The 20557-nt window shown below is 55.8% G+C and carries 15 protein-coding genes; 9 read left to right on the forward strand and 6 right to left on the reverse strand.

What is annotated here, in order from left to right:
- Nucleotides 1-4: 4 nt before the first annotated feature.
- The 6 genes from LAP85_15315 to LAP85_15340 all read right to left on the reverse strand — a co-directional run bounded on the left by LAP85_15315 (nt 5) and on the right by LAP85_15340 (nt 5861).
- Entirely contained in the window at nt 5-262 is a 258-nt protein-coding gene (locus LAP85_15315) for a hypothetical protein (GenBank protein MBZ5497771.1), read from the reverse strand.
- 368 nt (nt 263-630) lie between these two features.
- Nucleotides 631-2904 carry a hypothetical protein gene (locus LAP85_15320; GenBank protein MBZ5497772.1) on the reverse strand — a complete coding sequence of 758 codons (2274 nt, stop codon included), beginning with the start codon at nt 2902-2904 and terminating at the stop codon, nt 631-633.
- Nucleotides 2901-3845: a PD-(D/E)XK nuclease family protein gene (locus LAP85_15325; GenBank protein ID MBZ5497773.1), complete on the reverse strand. Its 945-nt coding sequence runs from the start codon at nt 3843-3845 to the stop codon at nt 2901-2903. Before LAP85_15325 ends, LAP85_15320 begins: the two co-directional genes overlap by 4 nt.
- A gap of 24 nt (nt 3846-3869) precedes the next feature.
- Nucleotides 3870-5012, reverse strand: a complete 1143-nt coding sequence (locus LAP85_15330; GenBank protein MBZ5497774.1) for a hypothetical protein — start codon at nt 5010-5012, stop codon at nt 3870-3872.
- An 8-nt stretch (nt 5013-5020) separates the two neighbouring features.
- A complete protein-coding gene (locus tag LAP85_15335) occupies nt 5021-5461 on the reverse strand; it encodes a hypothetical protein (protein ID MBZ5497775.1) in 441 nt (146 codons plus the stop codon).
- Between the two features lie 49 nt (nt 5462-5510).
- Nucleotides 5511-5861, reverse strand: a complete 351-nt coding sequence (locus tag LAP85_15340; GenBank protein ID MBZ5497776.1) for a helix-turn-helix domain-containing protein — start codon at nt 5859-5861, stop codon at nt 5511-5513.
- Between the two features lie 178 nt (nt 5862-6039).
- Between LAP85_15340 and LAP85_15345 the strand changes: the two genes are divergently transcribed.
- From LAP85_15345 to LAP85_15385, 9 genes are all read left to right on the forward strand, one after another.
- On the forward strand, nt 6040-6525 hold the full coding sequence (locus LAP85_15345; GenBank protein MBZ5497777.1) for a hypothetical protein: 486 nt from the start codon (nt 6040-6042) through the stop codon (nt 6523-6525).
- A 912-nt stretch (nt 6526-7437) separates the two neighbouring features.
- Entirely contained in the window at nt 7438-8688 is a 1251-nt protein-coding gene (locus LAP85_15350; protein MBZ5497778.1) for a hypothetical protein, read from the forward strand.
- Between the two features lie 564 nt (nt 8689-9252).
- A complete protein-coding gene (locus tag LAP85_15355; protein ID MBZ5497779.1) occupies nt 9253-9459 on the forward strand; it encodes a helix-turn-helix domain-containing protein in 207 nt (68 codons plus the stop codon).
- A gap of 173 nt (nt 9460-9632) precedes the next feature.
- On the forward strand, nt 9633-12869 hold the full coding sequence (locus tag LAP85_15360; protein ID MBZ5497780.1) for a helicase: 3237 nt from the start codon (nt 9633-9635) through the stop codon (nt 12867-12869).
- Nucleotides 12866-16294 (forward strand): TM0106 family RecB-like putative nuclease, encoded by a 3429-nt coding sequence (locus LAP85_15365; GenBank protein MBZ5497781.1) that lies wholly within the window; start codon nt 12866-12868, stop codon nt 16292-16294. Before LAP85_15360 ends, LAP85_15365 begins: the two co-directional genes overlap by 4 nt.
- Before the next feature lie 4 nt (nt 16295-16298).
- Nucleotides 16299-17057 carry a DUF4391 domain-containing protein gene (locus tag LAP85_15370; GenBank protein MBZ5497782.1) on the forward strand — a complete coding sequence of 253 codons (759 nt, stop codon included), beginning with the start codon at nt 16299-16301 and terminating at the stop codon, nt 17055-17057.
- A gap of 14 nt (nt 17058-17071) precedes the next feature.
- Complete coding sequence (locus tag LAP85_15375; GenBank protein ID MBZ5497783.1) at nt 17072-18967, forward strand: site-specific DNA-methyltransferase; 1896 nt, start codon at nt 17072-17074, stop codon at nt 18965-18967.
- 11 nt (nt 18968-18978) lie between these two features.
- On the forward strand, nt 18979-19317 hold the full coding sequence (locus LAP85_15380; protein ID MBZ5497784.1) for a hypothetical protein: 339 nt from the start codon (nt 18979-18981) through the stop codon (nt 19315-19317).
- Nucleotides 19318-19352: 35 nt separating this feature from the next.
- Nucleotides 19353-20375, forward strand: coding sequence for a hypothetical protein (locus LAP85_15385; GenBank protein MBZ5497785.1), 1023 nt, complete (start codon nt 19353-19355; stop codon nt 20373-20375).
- The last annotated feature ends 182 nt before the right edge of the window (nt 20376-20557 follow it).

Raw genomic sequence — 20557 nt, forward strand, 5'->3', positions numbered from 1 at the left:
CCCCTCAGGCTGCCGTGCAGAAAAGGAACTGATCAAACGCAGAGGAGTAGGCGTCGTGCGCAAATTCAACCCGGATGATCGAGTCCATCGTCTCCGCAAAATCATGAAAGGGAAGGCGAAGCGTACGCAGCACCGACCGGAACCGCCGAACGAAATTGGCATCAATTTCAAAGTTGTTGACCTCTAGCGGTACCGTTTCCATCAACTTGTCGATCGCCTTCCGTGCCGCCCTGACTTTCTGTTCAATTGTCATTTCGTTCATTTGGTTTTTCCTTTCAATCATGCGCACATCTTAACGAACGGACAATGCATTGTCAATCTAATAATGCACACAACTCCTTATTTGGCAGACACATAGCGTCACAAACAGACATGGTCGGGAAAAAAGACCGAATCGAAGCTTTAGGGGGAATGAAGAATCAACTTAAGTTCCAATCATGCAATGCTCGCAGGGGTGCAGTGGAGATGGATCCCCCCAGTCACAAGTGCTGGCGGGTCACTTTCGCCAAGCAGAGCCTAGCATTCTTGGGTAGGGCCGAAGGGAAATGCCGATACTGCGGCCAGCCGCCCTAAGACAGGGAGCGTCTCGCCTGAGGTGCTCACACAGCTAATCTGGTCTGAGAATCGTTCTCAGCGATCCGGCTCAACGTACAAGTCGCGAAGCATGTCATCAGCCCACCGGATCGTAACAGGTGCATTAATCTCGATGTCTGGTGCGCTCCAATTGAGTTGGGTCAGAAAAAAAACATCACGCGCCACATCTTCAATTGAGAGAACACCAGGATTATGAGCCAGCTGAACGAGGATCGTTCCTGCGGTCCTGCCTTGTTCATCCCATTCACTCGGCCTGCCAGTTGAGGTCAGGACCGCGCGGTTCCGGTCGAGTACGAGATAGCAACCAGGAAACGGATTCCTAAAAGTCGGCCGCCCAGCCTTGTACTCAGTGCTAAAAATGCGGATGGGAAAGTGTGATTTGTGTATTTCTGCAACAGCGTAGCGCACATCTAAAGGAAGAGTCTGCTGATCGTCGCCTTTCAAGAAACTAACAGCCTCTTCCAGAGCCTCAGTCTCTTTTGGCCACCAACGTCCATCCCGGTGAATGATGAAGCTGTTTACCTCTACTCCAAGGGAGTGGACACGCGTGATGCCGGAAATCAGCTTCTCTCGTAGGAGGCGTGTCTTGATAAGTTCGTCGCCACCGGAGTGACCTCGATCGCGGAAAATATCGCGGCCACCCTGTCCATAAAGGAGAGTGTATGCAACTTGATCAACGAGGACGTCGAGGCCAATATGCAAGTCGACATGCAGTGGTGTTGCAAGAACCCAGGGTTTAGATCCTAGGGCCATCATGACGCCGAGCGCGAAATTTCGACGTTTAGCACGGAGCAGCGTTACTTCGCGGACGTTCTCTTCTTTGACGCACTGGGAAAATAAGTCTTCGCATTCGGTCTTGAACCGGTTGTGCACGTAATCGTCAAATGAACGAGAGAGGATGCAGACTGCTAGCGCGTGTGCTCCATGCTTTTGTTTTAGTTCGTTCGTCTTGACAAGGAGATCATGGCCATTTACGTCGGCGGCATAGGACGTCTGTTTTGTAAATGTCGGAGATGACCCACTGGCTTGAATTGACAGTTCTTTTTTAATCGCCTGGATGAATTCCTCTCGGGTCCGACGATCTAAGCCTTCGGGATAGAGAAGAATTGTAGGGGGAAATTCTTCCTGAAAATACGGCCCAGCTTGAATAAGAGACCGCATTTTTGATGCCCCCCATGCATCAACAGGATAATCACCTTTGGTCCGTCGCAAATCATTGATGTCGAGCGTGTATCCTTGGCCAAATTCTAGCCTCGGAACAGGGAAGTACGTGTCCTGGGAAGTAAGCAACCGATCGCTGAGCTCGAGTTCAATTCCGCCGTATCGCACTGAACCAAAATCGTGAATTAATCCCCTAATTACCTGCTGGCGTTCGTCGGGGGCCAATTGTGGTAAAACTGAGCAGTGCCGGCGAAAACCTGGTTCAAACTGGAAGATCGGAAACAGTCGGCTTGCTGGAGCGGGCACAGGGTCTTCGTCCTTCTTATTGCGAGCACAGAAAACAGCTGGATCTGAGGGCTCCAATAGCTGAGCGATCTTGGGGAACTTCTGCTGGTAGTAGCCCAAAACCGTCATATCCAGCTCTTCTATGTAGTACTCACCGATTGATTTTCCGGTTTCCCCTGCATAGATGCACCTGTATTTAGCGGAGCCATTATCGCGCAGAAACCATCTGCGCTTCCCAAACGGCACCGAGCAGTGCTGCTCAAGCAACGATTCACGATTCTGTGCTCGGTACTCAGCCAAAGACAAACGGCCCACATACCTGGTCAAGACGTCGAAGGCGAGATAGATCTTTTCGGGTGGCATCGGCACAACGGAGAACGAGATGCCTCGAAAGGCATTGAGTGTATCACTGGCGTGCGAAGCGTTTTCGGCCTTCATCCTGAAGAAACGCGTCCAAGTGTCCCGCCAGAAATCTTGTCCCCTGGACGAGAGCCGATCGGAGAACGGTCGCTCTAGCATTCGCGCGAGGAGCTCAACCTCTCGCGACGTCGCAGTGGGGAGAGCGATCTCTCGGTATTCTTCCGTTGGGTCAGCATGGTATGTGAAGCACGGTACGTCCACGTAGCTAAGATCCACGCCATCTAGGCCGATGTCGGCCGGAATGAGGAAGAAGGCGTCCTTTCCCTGCCTCATGGGGAAAACGGGGCAGTGCAATCGGCGGCGCCAAAGTTCGTCCGCCCACTGCTGGAGCCTGATCGGTTGACGAGCATCATCGGGGAGCGGCTCGCGCACCTTAATAAGGCGATATCGAAACGAGAGTTGCTGAGCATTGACGATTTCGAATAGCGTATAGGCAATATTCATGAGAACTCCTGACAAACGCGTTGCAGCGGACACCTCCGGCACGTGCTGACGTACCGCGTATAATTAAAATCGCGGATATTCGGGCTTCGAGTATCCACTAAGGAAGTGAGCACACTGATGAGATCGGAGCTGCGATGCACCGCTGCCAAACGGTAATACATTCCAGGCTCGGTCAATTGATATGGCGAGCAGGTAGCCGTATAGAGAGAAACCTCATGTGCGGATATCGACTTTAACGGATAGCCGAGCGAGACGTGAGCCCACAAAATATAGAGTTCGAGTTGCGACGTAGCATCTTCCGATGTCTTTCCCGTCTTCCAATCAAAGATTTCGTAGTGACCATTCCTCCTCGCAATTGACAAATCAACTTTCACGGTTACCCGGATACCGGGTATTTCAAAGATCGTAGCGCCATTTCCCCAGGCGGGAGGTTCAACCAGCTGGTCGTGACCTTCGACGAAGGCGGCAGAAATGCCCTCTTGGGCATCGATCTGGAAGAAGTTCGCAATGCACTTCCGGATATGGCTCAAAGCTTCGTCCAATGATTCGGCGTCACCGATGTTGTACTCGTGTTCGAACAATGCAGCGAATGCCTTCCCCGCTCGATTGCGGCCCTGAGTGCGGTAACGCCTCGCTAGCGAAAAAGCCCACTGCGGCTTCGCCAGCCGTTCGGCGAACTCGATAACATCGGCCAGAAGGAGGCGTCGACCGAGTGTGAGATTGCGAAAGTATTCTGCAATCGCTTGGTGCACAATGTCGCCCTTCCACATTGCGACAGGCTTGACCTGTTTAAGGAGGAACAGGTCTCGCATGCGAAGGTCGGGGTGGTCCCAACGGGCCCCAGCACAGTAAGTGAAATAAAACTGACGCTGGCAGGTCGCCATTGTCTTTGCTCGGGAGTGCGACCAGGCTTGAAACGCGTTCACTATCTTGATGGCCATGCTCAGGAGTCCTTAGCTAAATCTTCATATCGTGAATAACTTTCCGGTGATTTTCTGCTGCCAGGCAGAAAAGTCACTTGGCGCGAAAATGAGGTTTACCGCTGCCACGTTCACGAGTTCTTGGAGGTCATCGATTCTTTCGTACGTCAGGCTATCCGGCGGTAAGGGAAGAGTTGAGCGAAACACCGGAAAGCCGCGATGCCCAATCTCGGCTTGGGCAACCCGCACGATATCCATGATTAGCAAAAATGGGCATAGTTGGTCGAACAAAGGAGGTTTTGTGCGTGGATTGAGGAAGTCCTCCCATAATCTGCAGATTGATCTCCTGAGCGGGGCATCAGCATAGATTTCGTCGAGCGCGAGCATGCAGGCTTGTGTTCGCGCAGCGTTTGGAGGGTGCTCATCAGCGGGGTCGAATCGATAGGGGTCCCGCGGGCTTGTCAGGGAAATGTCGACCCAGGACATAAGGTGCGCCGGTCCAGCGACAACCGTCGCGAAGATATCGCAGAATAACTCCTCCAAGCGGTACTTATTCCAATAGAGCAATGTCTGACGAAGGCGTTCAGCTCGCTTGTCAAGTTGACTCGTAGAAAGGGCAGGCGCATGACGCAGTTGGCGCTGGCAATATAAGAGCACCACATTCGAGAGACTCCCGCCGATCTCCGGAAATTTCTGGTGTACCGCATGGCCGATTTCATGGTAAAGGCCTGTCCAATCCAACAAGGTTGCGCGTGTGTATCGAGGCATGAAGAAAATCGGGTGCTCCGGCACGCCCGGATACATCGACAGCGCTCTGCTAAAAGACACAACTTGATCTGCCAAATGCGGTACGTGAAGTTGATCCAACAAACGGGAAATGATCCGGCTGACAGCCCGCTCCTCGTCGCCCTCTTGTAGGAGGGTGGGCAAGTACCACTCTTCCAAGAATTCCAGCCGAGCGCGGATGCGAACGAGATCAACTTGGTGACGCCGAAACAGCTGAGGCAGGTTTAGAGCAAGTGTCCTCCGAGTCCGCACGAGCAATTGCTCGGCCTCTTGGCACACTGTGCGCAGGTGTGCTATGACGCCAGTATGATCTCCACGAGCTGCGATGTTGGTGAGGACCATCTTCTGGTTTGCAAGCTTATCGCCGAATTCGATAACCTTGGCTTCGATATAGTTCCGCATTCATACCTTCACGCTTTGCTCAGGGCAACAAGATCCTGTGCGAGCTCGGTATCCAAAAAGTCGATTAGCTGTTCGAGCAAGGCCCAATCTGCAGCTTCGATCGGAGCCTCGACTCTCAATCGCTGGATGGCTTCGCCGATATCCTCGACCCAGTCTTCGCGAGGTTTCCCTTGCTCATCAAGTCGTGAGAGTATGTTCTCGGCCGCCAGCTCTGCCTGCGTCCTGCCGTCCGATAGCTCCCTACGCTGAGCGCGACCAATCACATTCGCGAGGATGTCAAGAAACTCGCACAAAATCTTCCGACTTGCCTCCAAGTCTTCGTTTTTGTATCCCAGTTCTGAGGCCTTGCCTGCTGCTTCAAGCTGCAGCTGCAAGAGTGCATCGTTAATCTTGCCAAGGAATTCTTCGTCGTTGGCTGTCTTCGCTGCCAAGGCTGCAAGAACGCTCACTCCGCACCTCCTACGGTCGGATTCAGGTTACGTACTCCACGGTAGAAATCTACTTACGTTGGCGTCGCTCCACGCGCAGATAGCCGACGAAATCTCGGACGCGCTCCAGTTCCTCTCTTGTGAGGTCTTCAAGTAGCGCCGAAGCCAGCTCTCGATTGGGATCCGACGCATTGCGCTCGTCGGATTCCGTCGGATAGCCCGCCAATTTCATCAGCAACGATAAGGGGACACCGTAAAAATTGGCTAGCTTAAACAGGATTTCGGGAGAAGGACTCTTTATCCGGTCGTGTTCCAACAAGTTTAAATAGCCGTTTGAGATACGAGCCTTTTCTTCAAGGTCACGGAAGGTTAGCCCTCTCCCCTGCCTTAGTTCCGCGAGATATTCTCCCAGGGTTGACATGTCACCTCCCAAATGAACCAATGAATCAATAAGATACAGCCGGCTGCTTTCTTTGTCAAGCATAATATTTTGATCTAAACCTGATTCATAAGATTATGCTATTAATCAAAAGCATGTGCTTGACAACGAAAGCAGAGCGGTGTATGGTGACTCTAGCTCCAAAGGAGGGAGCGATCGAATGAAAGTTCTTATTGAAGTTATCGAGGATCAGGACAAGGTTATCCGCTTTGTTGAGTGTGAAGCTTCCACCGAGGAATCAATCGAGGACCTCGCCAATCGCATCGCAGGTCAGCTTGAATTGGAGGCGGAGGACCTGGCTGCCGACTTAGGAGTCAATGGCCTCAACTTTGATCGAGACTCTAAAGTTGGGGATTGCGTCAGGCACGGCCAACGTTGGCGTCACCGCCGAGTCTTCATTGACCTGCATTTTGAAAGCGAGAGCCAGACTCACCATTTTCCCCCTCGCTCGACTTGGGCACGGGTGCACCGTTGGGGGTGTCGCCATTTTCATGTCGCCGCCGATGCGTGCGTCAACCTCGAGTTACGGGAGGGATCCCCGAGCGGGCCGGCGCTTAACGAGAGCACCGAGATCGGGCTGCATTCTGGTTGCAGGACTGTTTGGCTGGTCAAGCCGGGGCCGGAGCCTAATGGCGTTGCCGATTGAAAAACTCACCACTGACTTGAACTCCCCTGAGTTCTTGCATGGCACCGGACAGCGGTTCTGGGAGCTGGTAGAGCAGTCGGGAATGGTGATTTTTATCTGCCTATACGCAGCGGACAAACGCGGATACATTGCCAGATTTGACTGTGACTCTTACGGTGCGGAACCGATCGCCTGCAGGTTTGTGGACACCGCAACACGGCAATGTGTAGCCTCGGCTTGGCCTCAGGGGAATTCGACTTTTGAGCAATGGGTGAAATTCCGCGAGGGCAACCTGTTCATCTGTTGGGACCAGGACCGACTCGGAATCTCACATCACCCGGATTGGAGATGTCGAAAAGCATGGAGCAAACATCCAAACCAAATCGTTTCATACCTGGATTTCTTACGGCGTCTGTTGCATCTGCCAATTCTGGGTTACCTTCAGCAGACTCCACCCCATCATGCCTAGAGGTGCCGCGAAACCTTTTCTTCAAGACGATGGGGGCACTAGAAAAACGTAGCGACGGATTGAGAGAAAGCGCGGGAGTATGGGCTGGGCAAGTAATCGGGGAGCTTCGATGGCAACCCAAACGACTTTATTTGCATCACAAACTCTACGCAGACCGGGCCGGTCCACTTTCTCTAGAACTCACGGAAGCGGCTAAGTTGCAGCTTTATGAACAGCTTGCACGACAGCACCTCCGTCTTGTTGCCCTCATTCATACCCATCCGCAAGCATGGGTCGATCTCAGCGAGATCGATCGAGCCAATCAGCTCTCTTCGAGAGTTGGCTTCTGGTCGATCGTTGTCCCCTGGTACTCCAGCAGACCGTGGCGAGTGGATGCGATCGGTTTCCACGTTCGGACTGAAACAGGGTGGCACCGATTGACTGCGTCTGAGGTCAAGTGGCGCGTCTCAATCTTGGAATAGCCTATGGAACTCTATGAAGATCGCATCATAAACGGTGTACTGAAGTCTGATCTCGTGTGTGACCCCGAAGTAGCTCGTTCGCTGCTGTCCCAAGACATAGAAATTGTCGCCGCAGCGGACCGAGCAAATTCGGATGATCTGTGGCCGTGCATCTGGGCCTTAGCTTCTGTTCTGCAACGCCAATTTTCCGGGAATGTTTTCATGCGTTGCGGCCGGAGGAGCACCTTGAATTGTCCTGCTCAATTGGGAACCCGGTGTCGCTTTGTGGAGGCACCCATAAGAGGGGCGACCCGAATTTTCATCGGTGCGGAACCAGATCCAGAGGACTTCACGGCCCTCTGGGGCGATGCACGTGGGGCGCACATTTCCTATCAGTCACTTGTCGAGGGAGGAGAAGCGGCTGACCCAATCGCTTGTTTCGCCCTCGCGGGCTATCTCGGCTTTGCCGCACTGGCCACCACTGTGCGAATTCCGCCCTTTCGAAAGGATCTCGCTATTCGCTTTTTAGAACTTCCGTTTTCCCATGGAAGACCGTGGAACCTGCCTCAGGATGGTCTAACGCTGGTTGGATTGGGACAACTCGGTCAAGCATACCTTAGTTTGCTCTACTTTCTTGCACAGAACAAAGGCGAAACCCCGGCAATAATGTTGTTGGACAAGGGTTCTTTTGAACACCCAAACTACTCAACTCAGATTCTTCTTGAGGATGGTGATGCGTGGGAAGGGAGGGAGAAAGCAAAGCTGTTGGCGACGAAAGCGCAAGGCTGGAGATGGCGTGTTGAGGGCGAGGTGACAGAACTCAAGTGGAATTGGAAGCGCCCCGCGAATCATCCGCGCCTTGCAGTACTCGGTCTAGATGATTTTGATGTGCGTCGAATGGCTGTCGCAGCAGGTTATGAATGGCTGATTGAAGCTGGTCTGGGAACATCGTTCCTTGCGCCGCGTCTTTCGTGGCACTCCCTCTCGCCCGAACCAATGCTCGCTCGGAAGCTATTTGTCGCCGGGCAAGGGAGTGACACAACCGCTCCACTCAAAAATACCGCGTTTGTACGCCACCTAAAAGAAACGCCGGGTGGATGCGGTTGGGTGACATTCCAGAATGTCCAGGCTTCGGCCCCGGCACTGGGATTAGTCGCAGCAGCGTACGTCTGGTGTGAGATTATCCATGTTCTCAGCGGTAATCGTGTGCCGATCCAGGGCCGAGCATGCGCTTGGAGTCCATTCCTTCCATTTTTTCGTCAGGCAATCAATTAGTGGAATCTTTTCAAAGATGCAGAACCGGCCCCCTTCCTCCGACCTTGAGCAGGTCGTGGCCTACGCGGAAGCGAAGGGATGCAAGAACGCCGCCTTGATTTATCCTGCATCCTTATCATCACCTGTCCGGGGAATGTGGGGCAATATTTACGTAGAGTTTCTCACGTTTCCTCTTGATGGCGACCTCGAGCGAGATAGGCTCCAGCTGCTGGAACAGCGGTTATCGAGGATTGTGAAATCTCATGATACCGGAGATTTGTGGTTTTGCAGGGCGGCTTCGCTTTCCGACTAAAGGTCGATGCCCGAAGAGGAACAACCTGGACACAGCCAGCTGCAGAGTGTGCGGCGGATGCATCCTCCGAAGGTGCCGAGGAACCTCCAGTCCTGTGTTCCCTCAGGTCTTACCCTCTCAGGGGGCACCGGCTGGCGCAGTTGGTTTTCGTCGACTTTCATAGAGTTACGTTTGTTCTTGTGCCACTTCGTTGATGGTGGTAGCTTGGTTGTACGCTGACCAGGCGCAAGCCTAACAGTGGGAAATTCCAGAGCTTAGCCATGGGAAAGACAATGCCTGAACCTTGGGTTGCTGTTGACAAAGTTGCGCGTCACCTCGGTGTGGCCAAGGACTCGGTCTATCGTTGGATCGAGACCAAGGGCCTGCCAGCCCATCGAGTGGGAAGGCTCTGGAAGTTTAAGCTGTCGGAGATCGATGAGTGGGTTCATGCTGGCGGCGCCGGTCAGGATGGCACCAGCAGAGGCAAGGAGAGATCCTGATGGCACCCAAGGTGGAAAACGGCGCAGATTATTTAGCCAAGGTCGGTTACGAGTCGCGGCTCTGGCAAATGGCTGTTGTGCTCTGAGAGCTGTATGAGAGTGCGCCGGGCTCAACGGGACAATAGCTGACACAGTTAGCCGATCAGTATGAACGCCCGCATGGGAGTTTCTGCGTGAGATTCGTCTCCAATACAGGCACCGACCGTATCATCGACCTTGTCCGGCAGGGGCTTGCTTCGGATCATCAGCTCGATGTCGTGACCCCGACCATTTCGCTTTTTGCCTTTGCTGAAGTCATTCGTGAGGCGGCCAAACTATCGCGATGCCGCCTTATAATACCACCAGCAAATGCGGAACTGGGGATTCTAGGTTCGTCTGCCGACCGGCCAGCTCGCAACCGTTTGCTGGCCCGCTGGCTCGCGATGCGCCTGGTTGAGTGGATTCATGACAAGGCCGAAGTACGTCGCGCTATGGGCCAAGTTCCGCAGGGCTCCTTCGTCCTGCGTGATGGTAATGCTCGCCCCATGCAAGTGTTTCTGGGATCGCTTGCCTTCAGCACCGACGGATTCGGATTAACTCCTGGCAATCCCATGAGTCTCATCCAAGCATCCGAGACTTTCGAAGAGGCCGCGCTGCTCAGTCAGTGGTTTGATACCCAATGGTTCGCCCTTGCGGCTGATACTGGTGCCAAGGCGGCGCTGATCGAGATCCTGCAATCCCTCGCTCAGCATCGCGCTCCTTCCCTCGTCTATACGCTCATCCTGTACCACCTCTTCCGCCACCGTGGCGACGACCTTGACGAAGAACGCATAGTCAAATCAGAGACCGGTATCCGTAAAACAGTGGTCTGGAAGAAGCTATACAAGTTCCAGCGCGACGGGGTCGTCGGCGCGATCGACAAGCTTAACCGCTTCGGCGGATGCATCATCGCAGACAGCGTCGGCCTCGGGAAAACGTTTGAAGCGCTTGCGATCATCAAGTATCACGAGCTCCGCAACGATCGCGTGCTGGTGCTCTGTCCTAAGCGCCTGCGTGACAACTGGACGCTCTACAAAGCGAATGACCGCCGCAACTTCCTTGCCCCCGATCGTTTCAACTACGATGTCCTGAACCACACGGACCTGTCTCGCAACGGCGGTTTGTCCGGTGACATCGACCTCGGGCACGTCAACTGGGGCAACTATGACCTTGTCGTCATCGACGAATCGCACAACTTCCGCAACAAGAAAACGCCTCGCGTCGGCAGCGAGACTCGCTATGACCGTCTGATGCGCCAAATCATCAAGGAAGGCATCAAGACCCGCGTGCTCATGCTCTCGGCCACGCCAGTCAACAACCGCATGGCCGACCTGCGCAACCAGATCGCTTTTGCCACCGAGGGTGACGACACCGCCCTGCTCGATCATGGCATCGGCAGCATTGACAGCACAACGCGGCTCGCGCAGAAGCAGTTCAACCGTTGGCTCGATCTCGACGACGCTGAACGGACGTCGTCGCGCCTCATCGAGATGCTGGGCTTCGACTATTTCACCCTCCTCGACTTGCTCACCATTGCCCGGTCGCGCAAGCACATCGAGAAGTACTACGGCATCTCCGAGACGGGCCGGTTCCCCGACCGCCTGAAACCCATCAATATCAAGGCCAATGTGGATCGCGCCGGCGAGTTCCGGTCAATCCGGGACATCAACCTCGAGATCCGCCGCCTCAATCTGGCCGCCTACGCGCCACTTCGCTACGTGCTGCCTCATAAACAGGCTGCATATGACAAAAAGTACAGCACCGAAATCCGCGGTGGCGAGGGTTTCTTCCGTCAGGTGGACCGCGAGGAGAGCCTGATCCACCTGCTGCGCGTCAACGTGCTTAAGCGAATGGAAAGCGCGGTGCCTTCATTCGCGCTCACGGTGGGGCGGCAACTTCATGACGTGGAAGCCACCCTGGCACGCATCGAAGCGCACGCCGAAGAGGTGGAGGAAATCGAGATCCAGGACGTGGATATTGAAGACCCTGCCTTCGAGAGCCTGCTCGTCGGGCGTAAGGTTAAGGTGCTGCTAAAGGATGTGGACCTTATCCGCTGGAAACAAAACCTGATCGAGGATCGCAACCGGTTGGCCACTCTGCATGCTGCAGCCACGCAAGTGGACGCCGCACGCGATGCCAAGCTCGCCGCTCTGCGCAAAGTGATCGAGCACAAGTGCCAGAACCCGATCAATCCCGGCAACCGCAAGGTGATTGTATTTACAGCCTTTGCGGACACCGCCCACTATCTCTACGAGCAGCTCGCACCATGGGCGCAGTCCGTGCTGGGTCTTCACTCCGCCCTTGTCACCGGCGCCGGTCACAATAAGACGACTCTCCCTAATCTTCGTAAGGATTTCTCCAGTATCATCACCACCTTTTCCCCGCGCTCCAAGGAACGGCCTGAGGACCTTGCTGCCGAGGGGGAGATCGACTTGCTTATCGCCACCGACTGCATCTCCGAAGGCCAGAACCTGCAGGACTGTGACTGGCTCATCAACTACGATATCCACTGGAACCCGGTGCGCATCATCCAGCGCTTCGGCCGCATCGATCGCATCGGTTCGCTCAACGAGCGTATCCAGCTCGTCAACTTCTGGCCCAACATGGAGCTGGAGGAATACATCAACCTCGAGCAACGGGTGAGCGGCCGCATGGTGTTGCTTGACATCTCAGCCACCGGCGAGGAGAACTTGATCGAGCAGCAGTCCGGCAACCAGATGAACGACCTGGAGTACCGCCGCAAACAACTGCTCAAACTGCAGGACGCCGTCATTGACCTGGAAGACCTTTCGAGCGGCGTGTCAATCGCCGACCTGACCCTTACCGACTTCCGCATCGATCTGGCCGAATATCTCAAGGCGCATCCTGGTGTACTCGAAGCGTTGCCGCTGGGCACCTTCGCAGTCACTACGACGACCGAGGCGGAGGTGCCGCCGGGCATCATCTTCTGTCTGCGAGCGGAGGGAGAGGCGGCCGGGCGTGCGTTTGAGCCAGGCTATCCTCTGGCGCCACACTATCTCGTGCACGTTGGCGATGACGGCGGCGTCCTGCTGCTCTTCCCCCAGGCCAAGCAGATTCTCGATCGCCTGAAGCGCGTCTGCGTTGGCCGCGACCTGCCGGATGCCGCCTCCTGCGCCCGCTTCGATAAGGCCACGAAGCAGGGCGAGGACATGCAACAGGCGCAGCGCCTGCTCGCCGCCGCCGTTGCCTCCGTTGTGGGCAAAACCGAGGAGCGCGCAGTCGCCAGTCTCTTTTCGCCGGGCGGCACGCATGCGCTTAAGGGCGAGTTCGCCGGGAGCAACGACTTCGAGGTGGTGGCCTTCCTTGTAGTTCTCCCGGGAACTCCCGACAACAACTGCAAGCCGACGATCGGATCAGAGGCCACGAGATGAGGAAAGAACAATTAGGCCGACTGGTTTACTCCCCAAGCGAACTCGTCCGCTATCCTGCCTCACCGTTCGCGTCCTGGATGGACCGATACTACTTGGAAAATCCCGGCGCGGTCACTCCAGACCCACAAACCGAGGATGAAAAACTCATCGTAGAGACCGGCAACGAACACGAGCGCACGGTGCTGAAGGAATTGAAGTCATCTGCGCCGACTTTGGTGAAAATTCCAATATCCGATGCAGGGGCTGCTCGAACGATGACGCTCTCTGCCTTGAATTCAAAGGCCCCCATTATCTATCAGGCGGCCTTGGAAGATGCGCGGTTCGCTGGGTTTGCCGACTTTCTTATTCTCGATGAATCCGGGCGATATCAGGTGTGGGACACGAAACTCGCCCGCTCGCCCAAGCCTTATTATGCTGTTCAACTGTGCTGCTATTCAGAAATGCTCGCCGCGATGACCGGCGCACTGATGTCAGAAAGATTTGGGATCATCCTCGGCACCAAGGACAGGGTTGAATTCCGGGTCGAGGACTTCATTCACTATTATCGCAGTATCAAGGCGAGTTTCCTCGCCATGCAGGACGCCTTCACCGGGAAAATGACAGATCGTCCGGAGCCGCTCCCTCGAGCTGATCACGGCCGTTGGACTTCCCATGCAGAAAAGTATTTCCACGATACGGACCACCTTGTGGGGGTTGCTGGAATAAGTGTCAGCCAGATCAAGAAGCTTAAGAGGGCCGGTATTGCAACTGTGTCTGACCTCGCTGCAGCCTCAGGCAAATCGATTCGCAAGCTTGCGAGCGAGTCATTGGAAAAACTCATTGCCCAGGCTCGCCTCCAGTGCCAGACGCGTGTGGACCGCATCGAAAACCCAGATGCCGCACCGCGCTTCGAGATTCTACCTCACACCGGAGCCAATGGTGAACCAAGGGGTCTCGCCGCGCTTCCACCCGATCATCAAGGAGATGTCTTTTTCGACATGGAGGGTTACCCGTTAATTTCTGGCGGACTGGAATACCTGTTTGGTATCTGCGCGCGGAATGTGGAGCCAGGTTCATTTGACTACAAGGACTGGTGGGCACACGACCGTCAGGAAGAAAAGCTCGCATTCGAGGGTTTCGTGGATTGGGCATTCAACCGATGGAAGCTCAACCCCGGCATGCACATCTACCATTACGCCGCCTACGAGGTTGGCGCGGTGCGGCGATTGAGCACGCGCCACGACACACGACAGGACGAAGTGGATGAGCTTCTCCGGAACCAAGTCTTTGTCGATCTCTACCAGATCGTCCGCCACGGACTGCGCATCGGCGAGGACAGCTACTCGCTCAAGACAGTTGAGCGCCTCTATCGGCCGAAGCGCGCAACTGAGGTCGCCACGGCCGTTGACTCAATCATCCAATATGCGCACTGGATCGAAAGTAGGGAACCGCGTGATTGGAAGGCCAGCACCATCCTCAAGAACATCCGCGATTATAATGAAGACGACTGTAAATCCGCGGCGGAGCTGTTGCATTGGCTTAGGAAGGTGGCGGGTGAAAACAAGATTGCTGCAGCGCGCCTGGTTCCAGTGCCGGCGCCATTCACGCCACAAGATTTGCCCCCCGAGGTTTTCGCGCGACTGGACACGGCGGCGAAACTTCGCAAGCCCAGCAACGGGGTCTCGGTGGTCCTCGCTGATTTGATCGACTTCCACCGCCGTGAAGAAAAGCCCATGTGGTGGCGGATGTTTGACCGCGCCACAGCTACACCCGAAGAACTCCGCGACGACCCAGGTTGCATTGAGGGTGTTCAAGCCGTCGGATCTCCCGCATCCGAAAAACAATCGTTCGTACAACAATACCGGTTCGATCCCGCGCAGGAATGCAAGCTGGCGCCCGGTGATAGCTCCCGGGTGATGTTTACCCACAATCTGAAGGCAAAGCTCACGCTCTCGAAGCTGGATACCTCCGTGGGCAGTCTGGGGCTCAAGATTGGCAAGAGAGTATTGAACGAGAAATTTTCAGGGGCGTTCCCCCTGCAGGGTTCTCTGCTTCCGGACGAGTATGTCTCGGCGGCGCCAATTCAGGTGGCCTTGACCGAAGTCGCAGTCAGGCACCTGTCAGGACAACTCGACGCGCCGGTGACCGCGCTCTTGAACCGTGTGCCACCCGCGATGCCACTTCAAAAAGCAGGTGAGTCCCCAACTGATGCTGCCATCCGCATTACCGCCGCGATGTCTGGGGAGTGCCTTGTGGTCCAAGGGCCACCAGGCACCGGGAAGACCTACACCGCCTCGCGGGTCATCACGACGCTTCTCGCTGCTGGCAAGAAGGTCGGAGTCACTTCCAACAGCCACAAAGCAGTGGTGAACCTTCTCCTTGCTTGCGGCGAGGCCGCCAGAAAAGGCGGCGGTTGTCTCCACGGGTTGAAAGTAGGTGGAGACGTCGAGGATCAGTTGTTTTCGTGCAATCCCGGCCTGAAACACGTCCAAAACACCAGCGACGCGCACAATGCTTATACAGGGGGTGTCGTAGGGGGAACAGCCTGGTTATTTACCCGGCCGGAGTGGGAGGGCGCGCTCGATTTCCTTTTCATCGATGAAGCCGGGCAGGTCTCGCTGGCCAACGCCGTGGCGATGGCCCGATGCGCAAAGAACCTCATTCTTCTCGGCGACCAGATGCAGCTCGAACAGCCCGTACAAGGCTCCCATCCCGGAGATGCCGGCCTCTCTGTTCTGCAATATGCCCTCAAGGACACGGCGGCTAGCCGGCCCGATTCACCCGTTTTCCACGCTGTGGTGCCCGTGGACTATGGGCTTTTCCTTGGCGAGTCTCACCGGATGCACCCGTCAGTCTGCCGCTTCATCTCCGAGAGCATCTACGAAAGGCGCCTCGGTTCGCACTCAGACTGCGCCAGGCAGAAGATCGCAATTCCGTCGGGATCCAATGGCCTCATCACCAGCGAAAGTGGGATTGTTTTTAGCGGCGTCGAGCACGACGGAGACATCCAGCAAAGTGACGAGGAGGTTGAACGGGTCAAAGCGATCTACCATGAACTGCGCGGACGTTCCTATACAGCCAAGGATGGCACGACCAAGCCGCTGGCGCTGGAAGACTTTCTTTTCATTGCCCCCTACAACGCCCAAGTCCGCGCGCTTCAGGTTTCCCTCCCCGCCGGCGCACGCGTTGGGAGCGTAGACAAGTTTCAAGGGCAGCAAGCCCCTGTCTGTATCCTTTCCTTCTGCTCCAGTTACGGTGAATATGGTTCCCGCGGCCTTGCCTTCATTCTTGACCGCAACCGCGTCAACGTTGCCATCTCCCGCGCCCAATGCTTAGCAGTGGTTGTTGCTGATCCTCGCATTGCAGGCGCCATACCTGGTTCCCTGGATGAAATGATGCTCATCAACCTGTTCTGCAAATTGGCCGATGCGTCCGCATCCACGTGATATCATGACCATCGATAACGTCATCGCCGCCCTCGACTTGCCCGCCGGCGCGCGCGTAAACCGGCGTGTGCCTAAGAAGCTGTTGGTGGAGCACGGCGCGCCCACCGCCGCCGACAAACGCCGCATCAATGATGGCATCGAGGACGTGCAATGGCTGGCCGCGCTCAAACCGACCACCATCGGCGTGCCGGAGTTTCGCGACACCGCGCGGGAGTATCTGGAGATCGCGGTGCTGAGCGTGGCGCTGCGGTCAGGTGCGCAGGCCGGTCGGCTGGCGGAGCTGATCCACCGTGCCGTGCCGTATCCGGTGTTCCTGATTGTCTCCGAGGGCTACCAGCTTGCGATCTCGCTCGCCCACAAGCGCTGGTCGCACGGCGAGACGGGCGCTACAGTACTCGACGGCGATGCGGTCGCCGCGGACCTTGGGACAGGGCAGGACGGTGGATTCGGGCAAGCGTTTGTTGATGCACTGCCAATCGCCCGGCAGCCGCGCGCAAACTTGTTTGCGCTCTACCAGGGGTGGATGGATACCATCCTGGCGCTGCTCGCTGCCCGAGTGACCGGCACATTCGCAACGGCGGGATCGCCCGAACACGCCGCGGCGCGCCGGAGCGCGCTCGTGGATTGCGCACGTCTTGATGCGCAGATAGCGGGCCTGCGCGCCGCTGCAGCCAAGGAAACGCAGCTTGCCCGACGAGTGGAGTTGAATCTGGAACTCAAGCGCATGCAGGTGGAATACTCTGCTGTCCGCGCCAAGTTATGAATGATGAGGATGCGATGAAAAAGCTGACCACTAATGACACCGAAACCCGCTCCGCCGACATTGTGGCGGAGAACATCGCGCAGTTGAAGACGCTCTTTCCTGAGACGCTTACCGAAGGGAAGCTAGATTTCGAGGTACTGAAACAACTGCTCGGCGACGCGGTGGACGAGCGTGACGAGAAGTACGGTCTCAACTGGCACGGCAAGCGTCGCGCCCGCCAGCTTGCGCTAACGCCTTCCACCGGCACGCTGCGCCCCTGTCCGGAGGACAGTGTGGACTGGGATACCACGAAGAACCTGATGATCGAGGGGGACAACCTCGAAGTCCTGAAACTCCTGCAAAAGTCCTACGCCGGGAAGGTAAAACTTATCTACATCGACCCTCCGTACAACACCGGCAGTGACTTCGTCTATCCCGACGACTTTCAGGACAATATCAGGAACTACCTGCAGCTTACCGGGCAGCTGGAGGGCGGGCGGAAGATCAGCACCAACACCGAAGCCAGCGGACGTTTTCACACCGACTGGCTAAATATGATGTATCCACGCCTGCGTACCTGCCGACAATTGCTTTCGCAAGAAGGGGCGATATTCGTCTCTTGCGATGACTCCGAGAATGCGAATCTACGACTGGCTCTCGACGACGTCTTCGGGCCGGAGAACTTTATCGCGCAGTTCGTATGGAGATCACGACAGTTCACCGACGCACGCGCGGTAACCAATGTGTCGACCGATCACGAATACCTTCTGTGTTATGCGCGAGACTCTGGTTTTTCCGTTCGGGGCGTCGAACGCGATGAATCCAAGTTCACCAATGCAGATAGCGATCCGCGAGGGCCATGGATGAGTCGTAGCCTTCTCGGTTTAGCCACCCGCGACCAGAGACCGAATCTTCACTATGACATCGTTGAACCGGAGACTGGGCGGAGGTTTCCCCCCAATCCGTCTACTGGTTGGAGGTATGGCCCGGAGAAGATGCAGTCCTTGATCCAAGACAAGTGCATCTTGTTCCCCAAAAAGGATGACGGTCGCCCCCGCGAAAAGAAGTTTCGCAAGGACATGAACTCTGAATTTATCGCGTTCAGAAGCATAATTGAAGGAACATACACAGCGGACGGTACCCAGGAGATCCGCACGTTATTTGGGGCAGAAGTATTTAGCTTTCCGAAGCCAGCAGAACTCGTGCGACAGATTATTGCGCAGGTAGCTGGCGCCAGCGATATCATCCTGGACTTTTTTGCTGGCTCAGGCAGCACAGGACAGGCTGTGGTCGCGCAGAACGCTGCGGATGGTGGAAACCGCCGTTTCATTCTGGTCCAGCTTCCCGAGCCGCTGGACCCCGAAAACAAGGACCAGAAAGTCGCTGCGGACTTCTGTGAGAAGCTGCGCAAGCCCCGCACCATCGCCGAACTAACCAAGGAGCGCCTCCGCCGTGCCTCGAAAAAGATCAAGAACGAGAACCCGATGTTCCCAGGCGACATGGGCTTCCGCGTCTTCAAGCTCGACTCTAGCAACATCCGCGCGTGGGAGCCGGACCGCGATAATCTGCCGAAGACACTTGATGAGTCGGTCGAACACCTCAAGACCGACCGCACCGAGGCGGACATCCTCTACGAACTGCTGCTCAAACTCGGCCTCGACCTCTGCGTGCCCATCGAGCGGAAGGTGATCGCTGCCAAAACCGTGCACAGCATCGGCGGCGGCGTGTTGCTTGCGTGCCTAGCCGACAAGATCACCCGCGATGAGGTCGAACCGCTCGGGCAGGGTATCATCGCCTGGCATAAGGCTCTCGCACCCGCCGGCGACACAACCTGTATCTTCCGGGACAGCGCATTTGCCGACGATGTCGCCAAGACTAACCTCGCGGCCATCCTCAACCAACACGGTCTTGCCAACGTTCGAAGCCTGTAGGGGGATTCGCAATGAAAGTGCACTTCGAACCCAAGCTGGATTACCAGCTTCAGGCGATCGAAGCGGCCTGCAGCCTCTTCCGAGGCCGGGAGATCTGCTGCACGGAGTTTACAGTAACCAAGAGCGCGGTTGGCGGTGCCTTGCTGCCATACAGGGAGTCCGACCTCGGCATCGGAAATCGCCTCATCCTATTCGATGACGAGCTGCTCAAGAACCTCGGCAACACCCAGCTACACAACGATATGGTGCTTCTCCGGCGCGCTAGGCTCAGGCCACCTTACCATGGAGATGGAGATGTTGCAGATGAAATGGCGGCTAACCGGGCCAACCTGCACTGCAATGGCAATTGAAAACGATTTGAGTTCTCCCCACATGAGGTGATCAGATGAATGGTTTTGTTGCATCCCAAGACGTATGGACCACAATCCGTGCATTATCCGCTGGGAGCTCAACAAAGAAAGCCGCGGTCTCTTACGTCAGTAGCGACGTATCCCTGAAGTTTGGCCGTGACGATTCTCTCGTCGTTGATGCAAGTGAACTTGCGATAGTTGCCGGTCAGACTAGCGCGAGTGTAATACAGCGCGCTATGATACGCGGTGCGCGAGTCATATCAGTTCCACATCTTCACGCTAAGGTAATGGTTCTTGGCAAAACTGCTGTTGTAGGATCGGCCAATGTTTCCCACCGTTCCGAAAGAGAACTTATTGAGGCGATAATGTTCACCGAGCAGCCGGCTCTCGTGCGCCGCATTTCCCGATGGATCGACGATTTGGAATGCACCGGCCAGATTGTCGACGACGCCCTGTTGCAGCATCTTCTTACTCTCGAATCAAAGCGGCCACCCATTCAAAGGGCCTATCGCGCGCTTGCTGAGTCCCAAATTGTCTTCTTCAAGGAGGTGATGGCTGGGGATATTGAAAAGTATTACACGCGGTCAAGTACGGCTGGTTCAGGGGGCGGAGCAAGAGACCTCCGTATATCACCGGCACCCCAGTTCCAGCCCCTGCTTGCGCAGATGCTGTCGGAGCACGGCGATAATCCCGGTGTTACTCACGGCAGCGTGCTTTCCCGTGTGGGGAGCAGACGATTTGACGTCACTTCCGTTGAGCTGTGGCCTCCGACAAATGCGCGGCCTAATGAGATGCGGGTTGCTCGCTTCTATGAAGTACCGGGCTGGGCTGTTCACGAGGCGTTTTTCAAACGGGCCCAACAACAAGGACGAAAACTTTTCTATATTCTGGAGATGGATATCCACGGAACTGTGACTGCAAAGGTTCTAGACGACCGGCAACTCCTCCGTAGCAATCCGATCATCGGTCAACACATCCACGAATTGGCATCGCGTTCGGGCCACAGGCGGTCCATTATCGGTGCGGTGGACGTCGTGCACAACGTCATGGTTCCGTAATCGCGAGGCCACGATGGTAGAGCGTGCATGGTTAGCATCATGCGTTTTGAATTTGTTCGCGCTCGTTCAGGAACGCGCTCGCGCCCGCCGGCGCCACTACTTGCGTCTTCCGCGACAGCGCCTTCGCCGACGATGTGGCCAAGACCAATTTAGCCGCCATCCTCAATCAGCAGGGCCTGGCC

The sequence above is a fragment of the Terriglobia bacterium genome (assembly GCA_020072565.1).
Classification (GTDB): domain Bacteria; phylum Acidobacteriota; class UBA6911; order UBA6911; family UBA6911; genus JAFNAG01.

Coding starts and splice junctions, on each gene's coding strand:
- LAP85_15315 (MBZ5497771.1), bottom strand. CDS start 262: ATGAACGAAATGACAATTGAACAGAAAGTCAGGGCGGCACGGAAGGCG.
- LAP85_15320 (MBZ5497772.1), bottom strand. CDS start 2,904: ATGAATATTGCCTATACGCTATTCGAAATCGTCAATGCTCAGCAACTC.
- LAP85_15325 (MBZ5497773.1), bottom strand. CDS start 3,845: ATGGCCATCAAGATAGTGAACGCGTTTCAAGCCTGGTCGCACTCCCGA.
- LAP85_15330 (MBZ5497774.1), bottom strand. CDS start 5,012: ATGCGGAACTATATCGAAGCCAAGGTTATCGAATTCGGCGATAAGCTT.
- LAP85_15340 (MBZ5497776.1), bottom strand. CDS start 5,861: ATGTCAACCCTGGGAGAATATCTCGCGGAACTAAGGCAGGGGAGAGGG.
- LAP85_15345 (MBZ5497777.1), top strand. CDS start 6,040: ATGAAAGTTCTTATTGAAGTTATCGAGGATCAGGACAAGGTTATCCGC.
- LAP85_15350 (MBZ5497778.1), top strand. CDS start 7,438: ATGGAACTCTATGAAGATCGCATCATAAACGGTGTACTGAAGTCTGAT.
- LAP85_15355 (MBZ5497779.1), top strand. CDS start 9,253: ATGCCTGAACCTTGGGTTGCTGTTGACAAAGTTGCGCGTCACCTCGGT.
- LAP85_15365 (MBZ5497781.1), top strand. CDS start 12,866: ATGAGGAAAGAACAATTAGGCCGACTGGTTTACTCCCCAAGCGAACTC.
- LAP85_15370 (MBZ5497782.1), top strand. CDS start 16,299: ATGACCATCGATAACGTCATCGCCGCCCTCGACTTGCCCGCCGGCGCG.
- LAP85_15375 (MBZ5497783.1), top strand. CDS start 17,072: ATGAAAAAGCTGACCACTAATGACACCGAAACCCGCTCCGCCGACATT.
- LAP85_15380 (MBZ5497784.1), top strand. CDS start 18,979: ATGAAAGTGCACTTCGAACCCAAGCTGGATTACCAGCTTCAGGCGATC.
- LAP85_15385 (MBZ5497785.1), top strand. CDS start 19,353: ATGAATGGTTTTGTTGCATCCCAAGACGTATGGACCACAATCCGTGCA.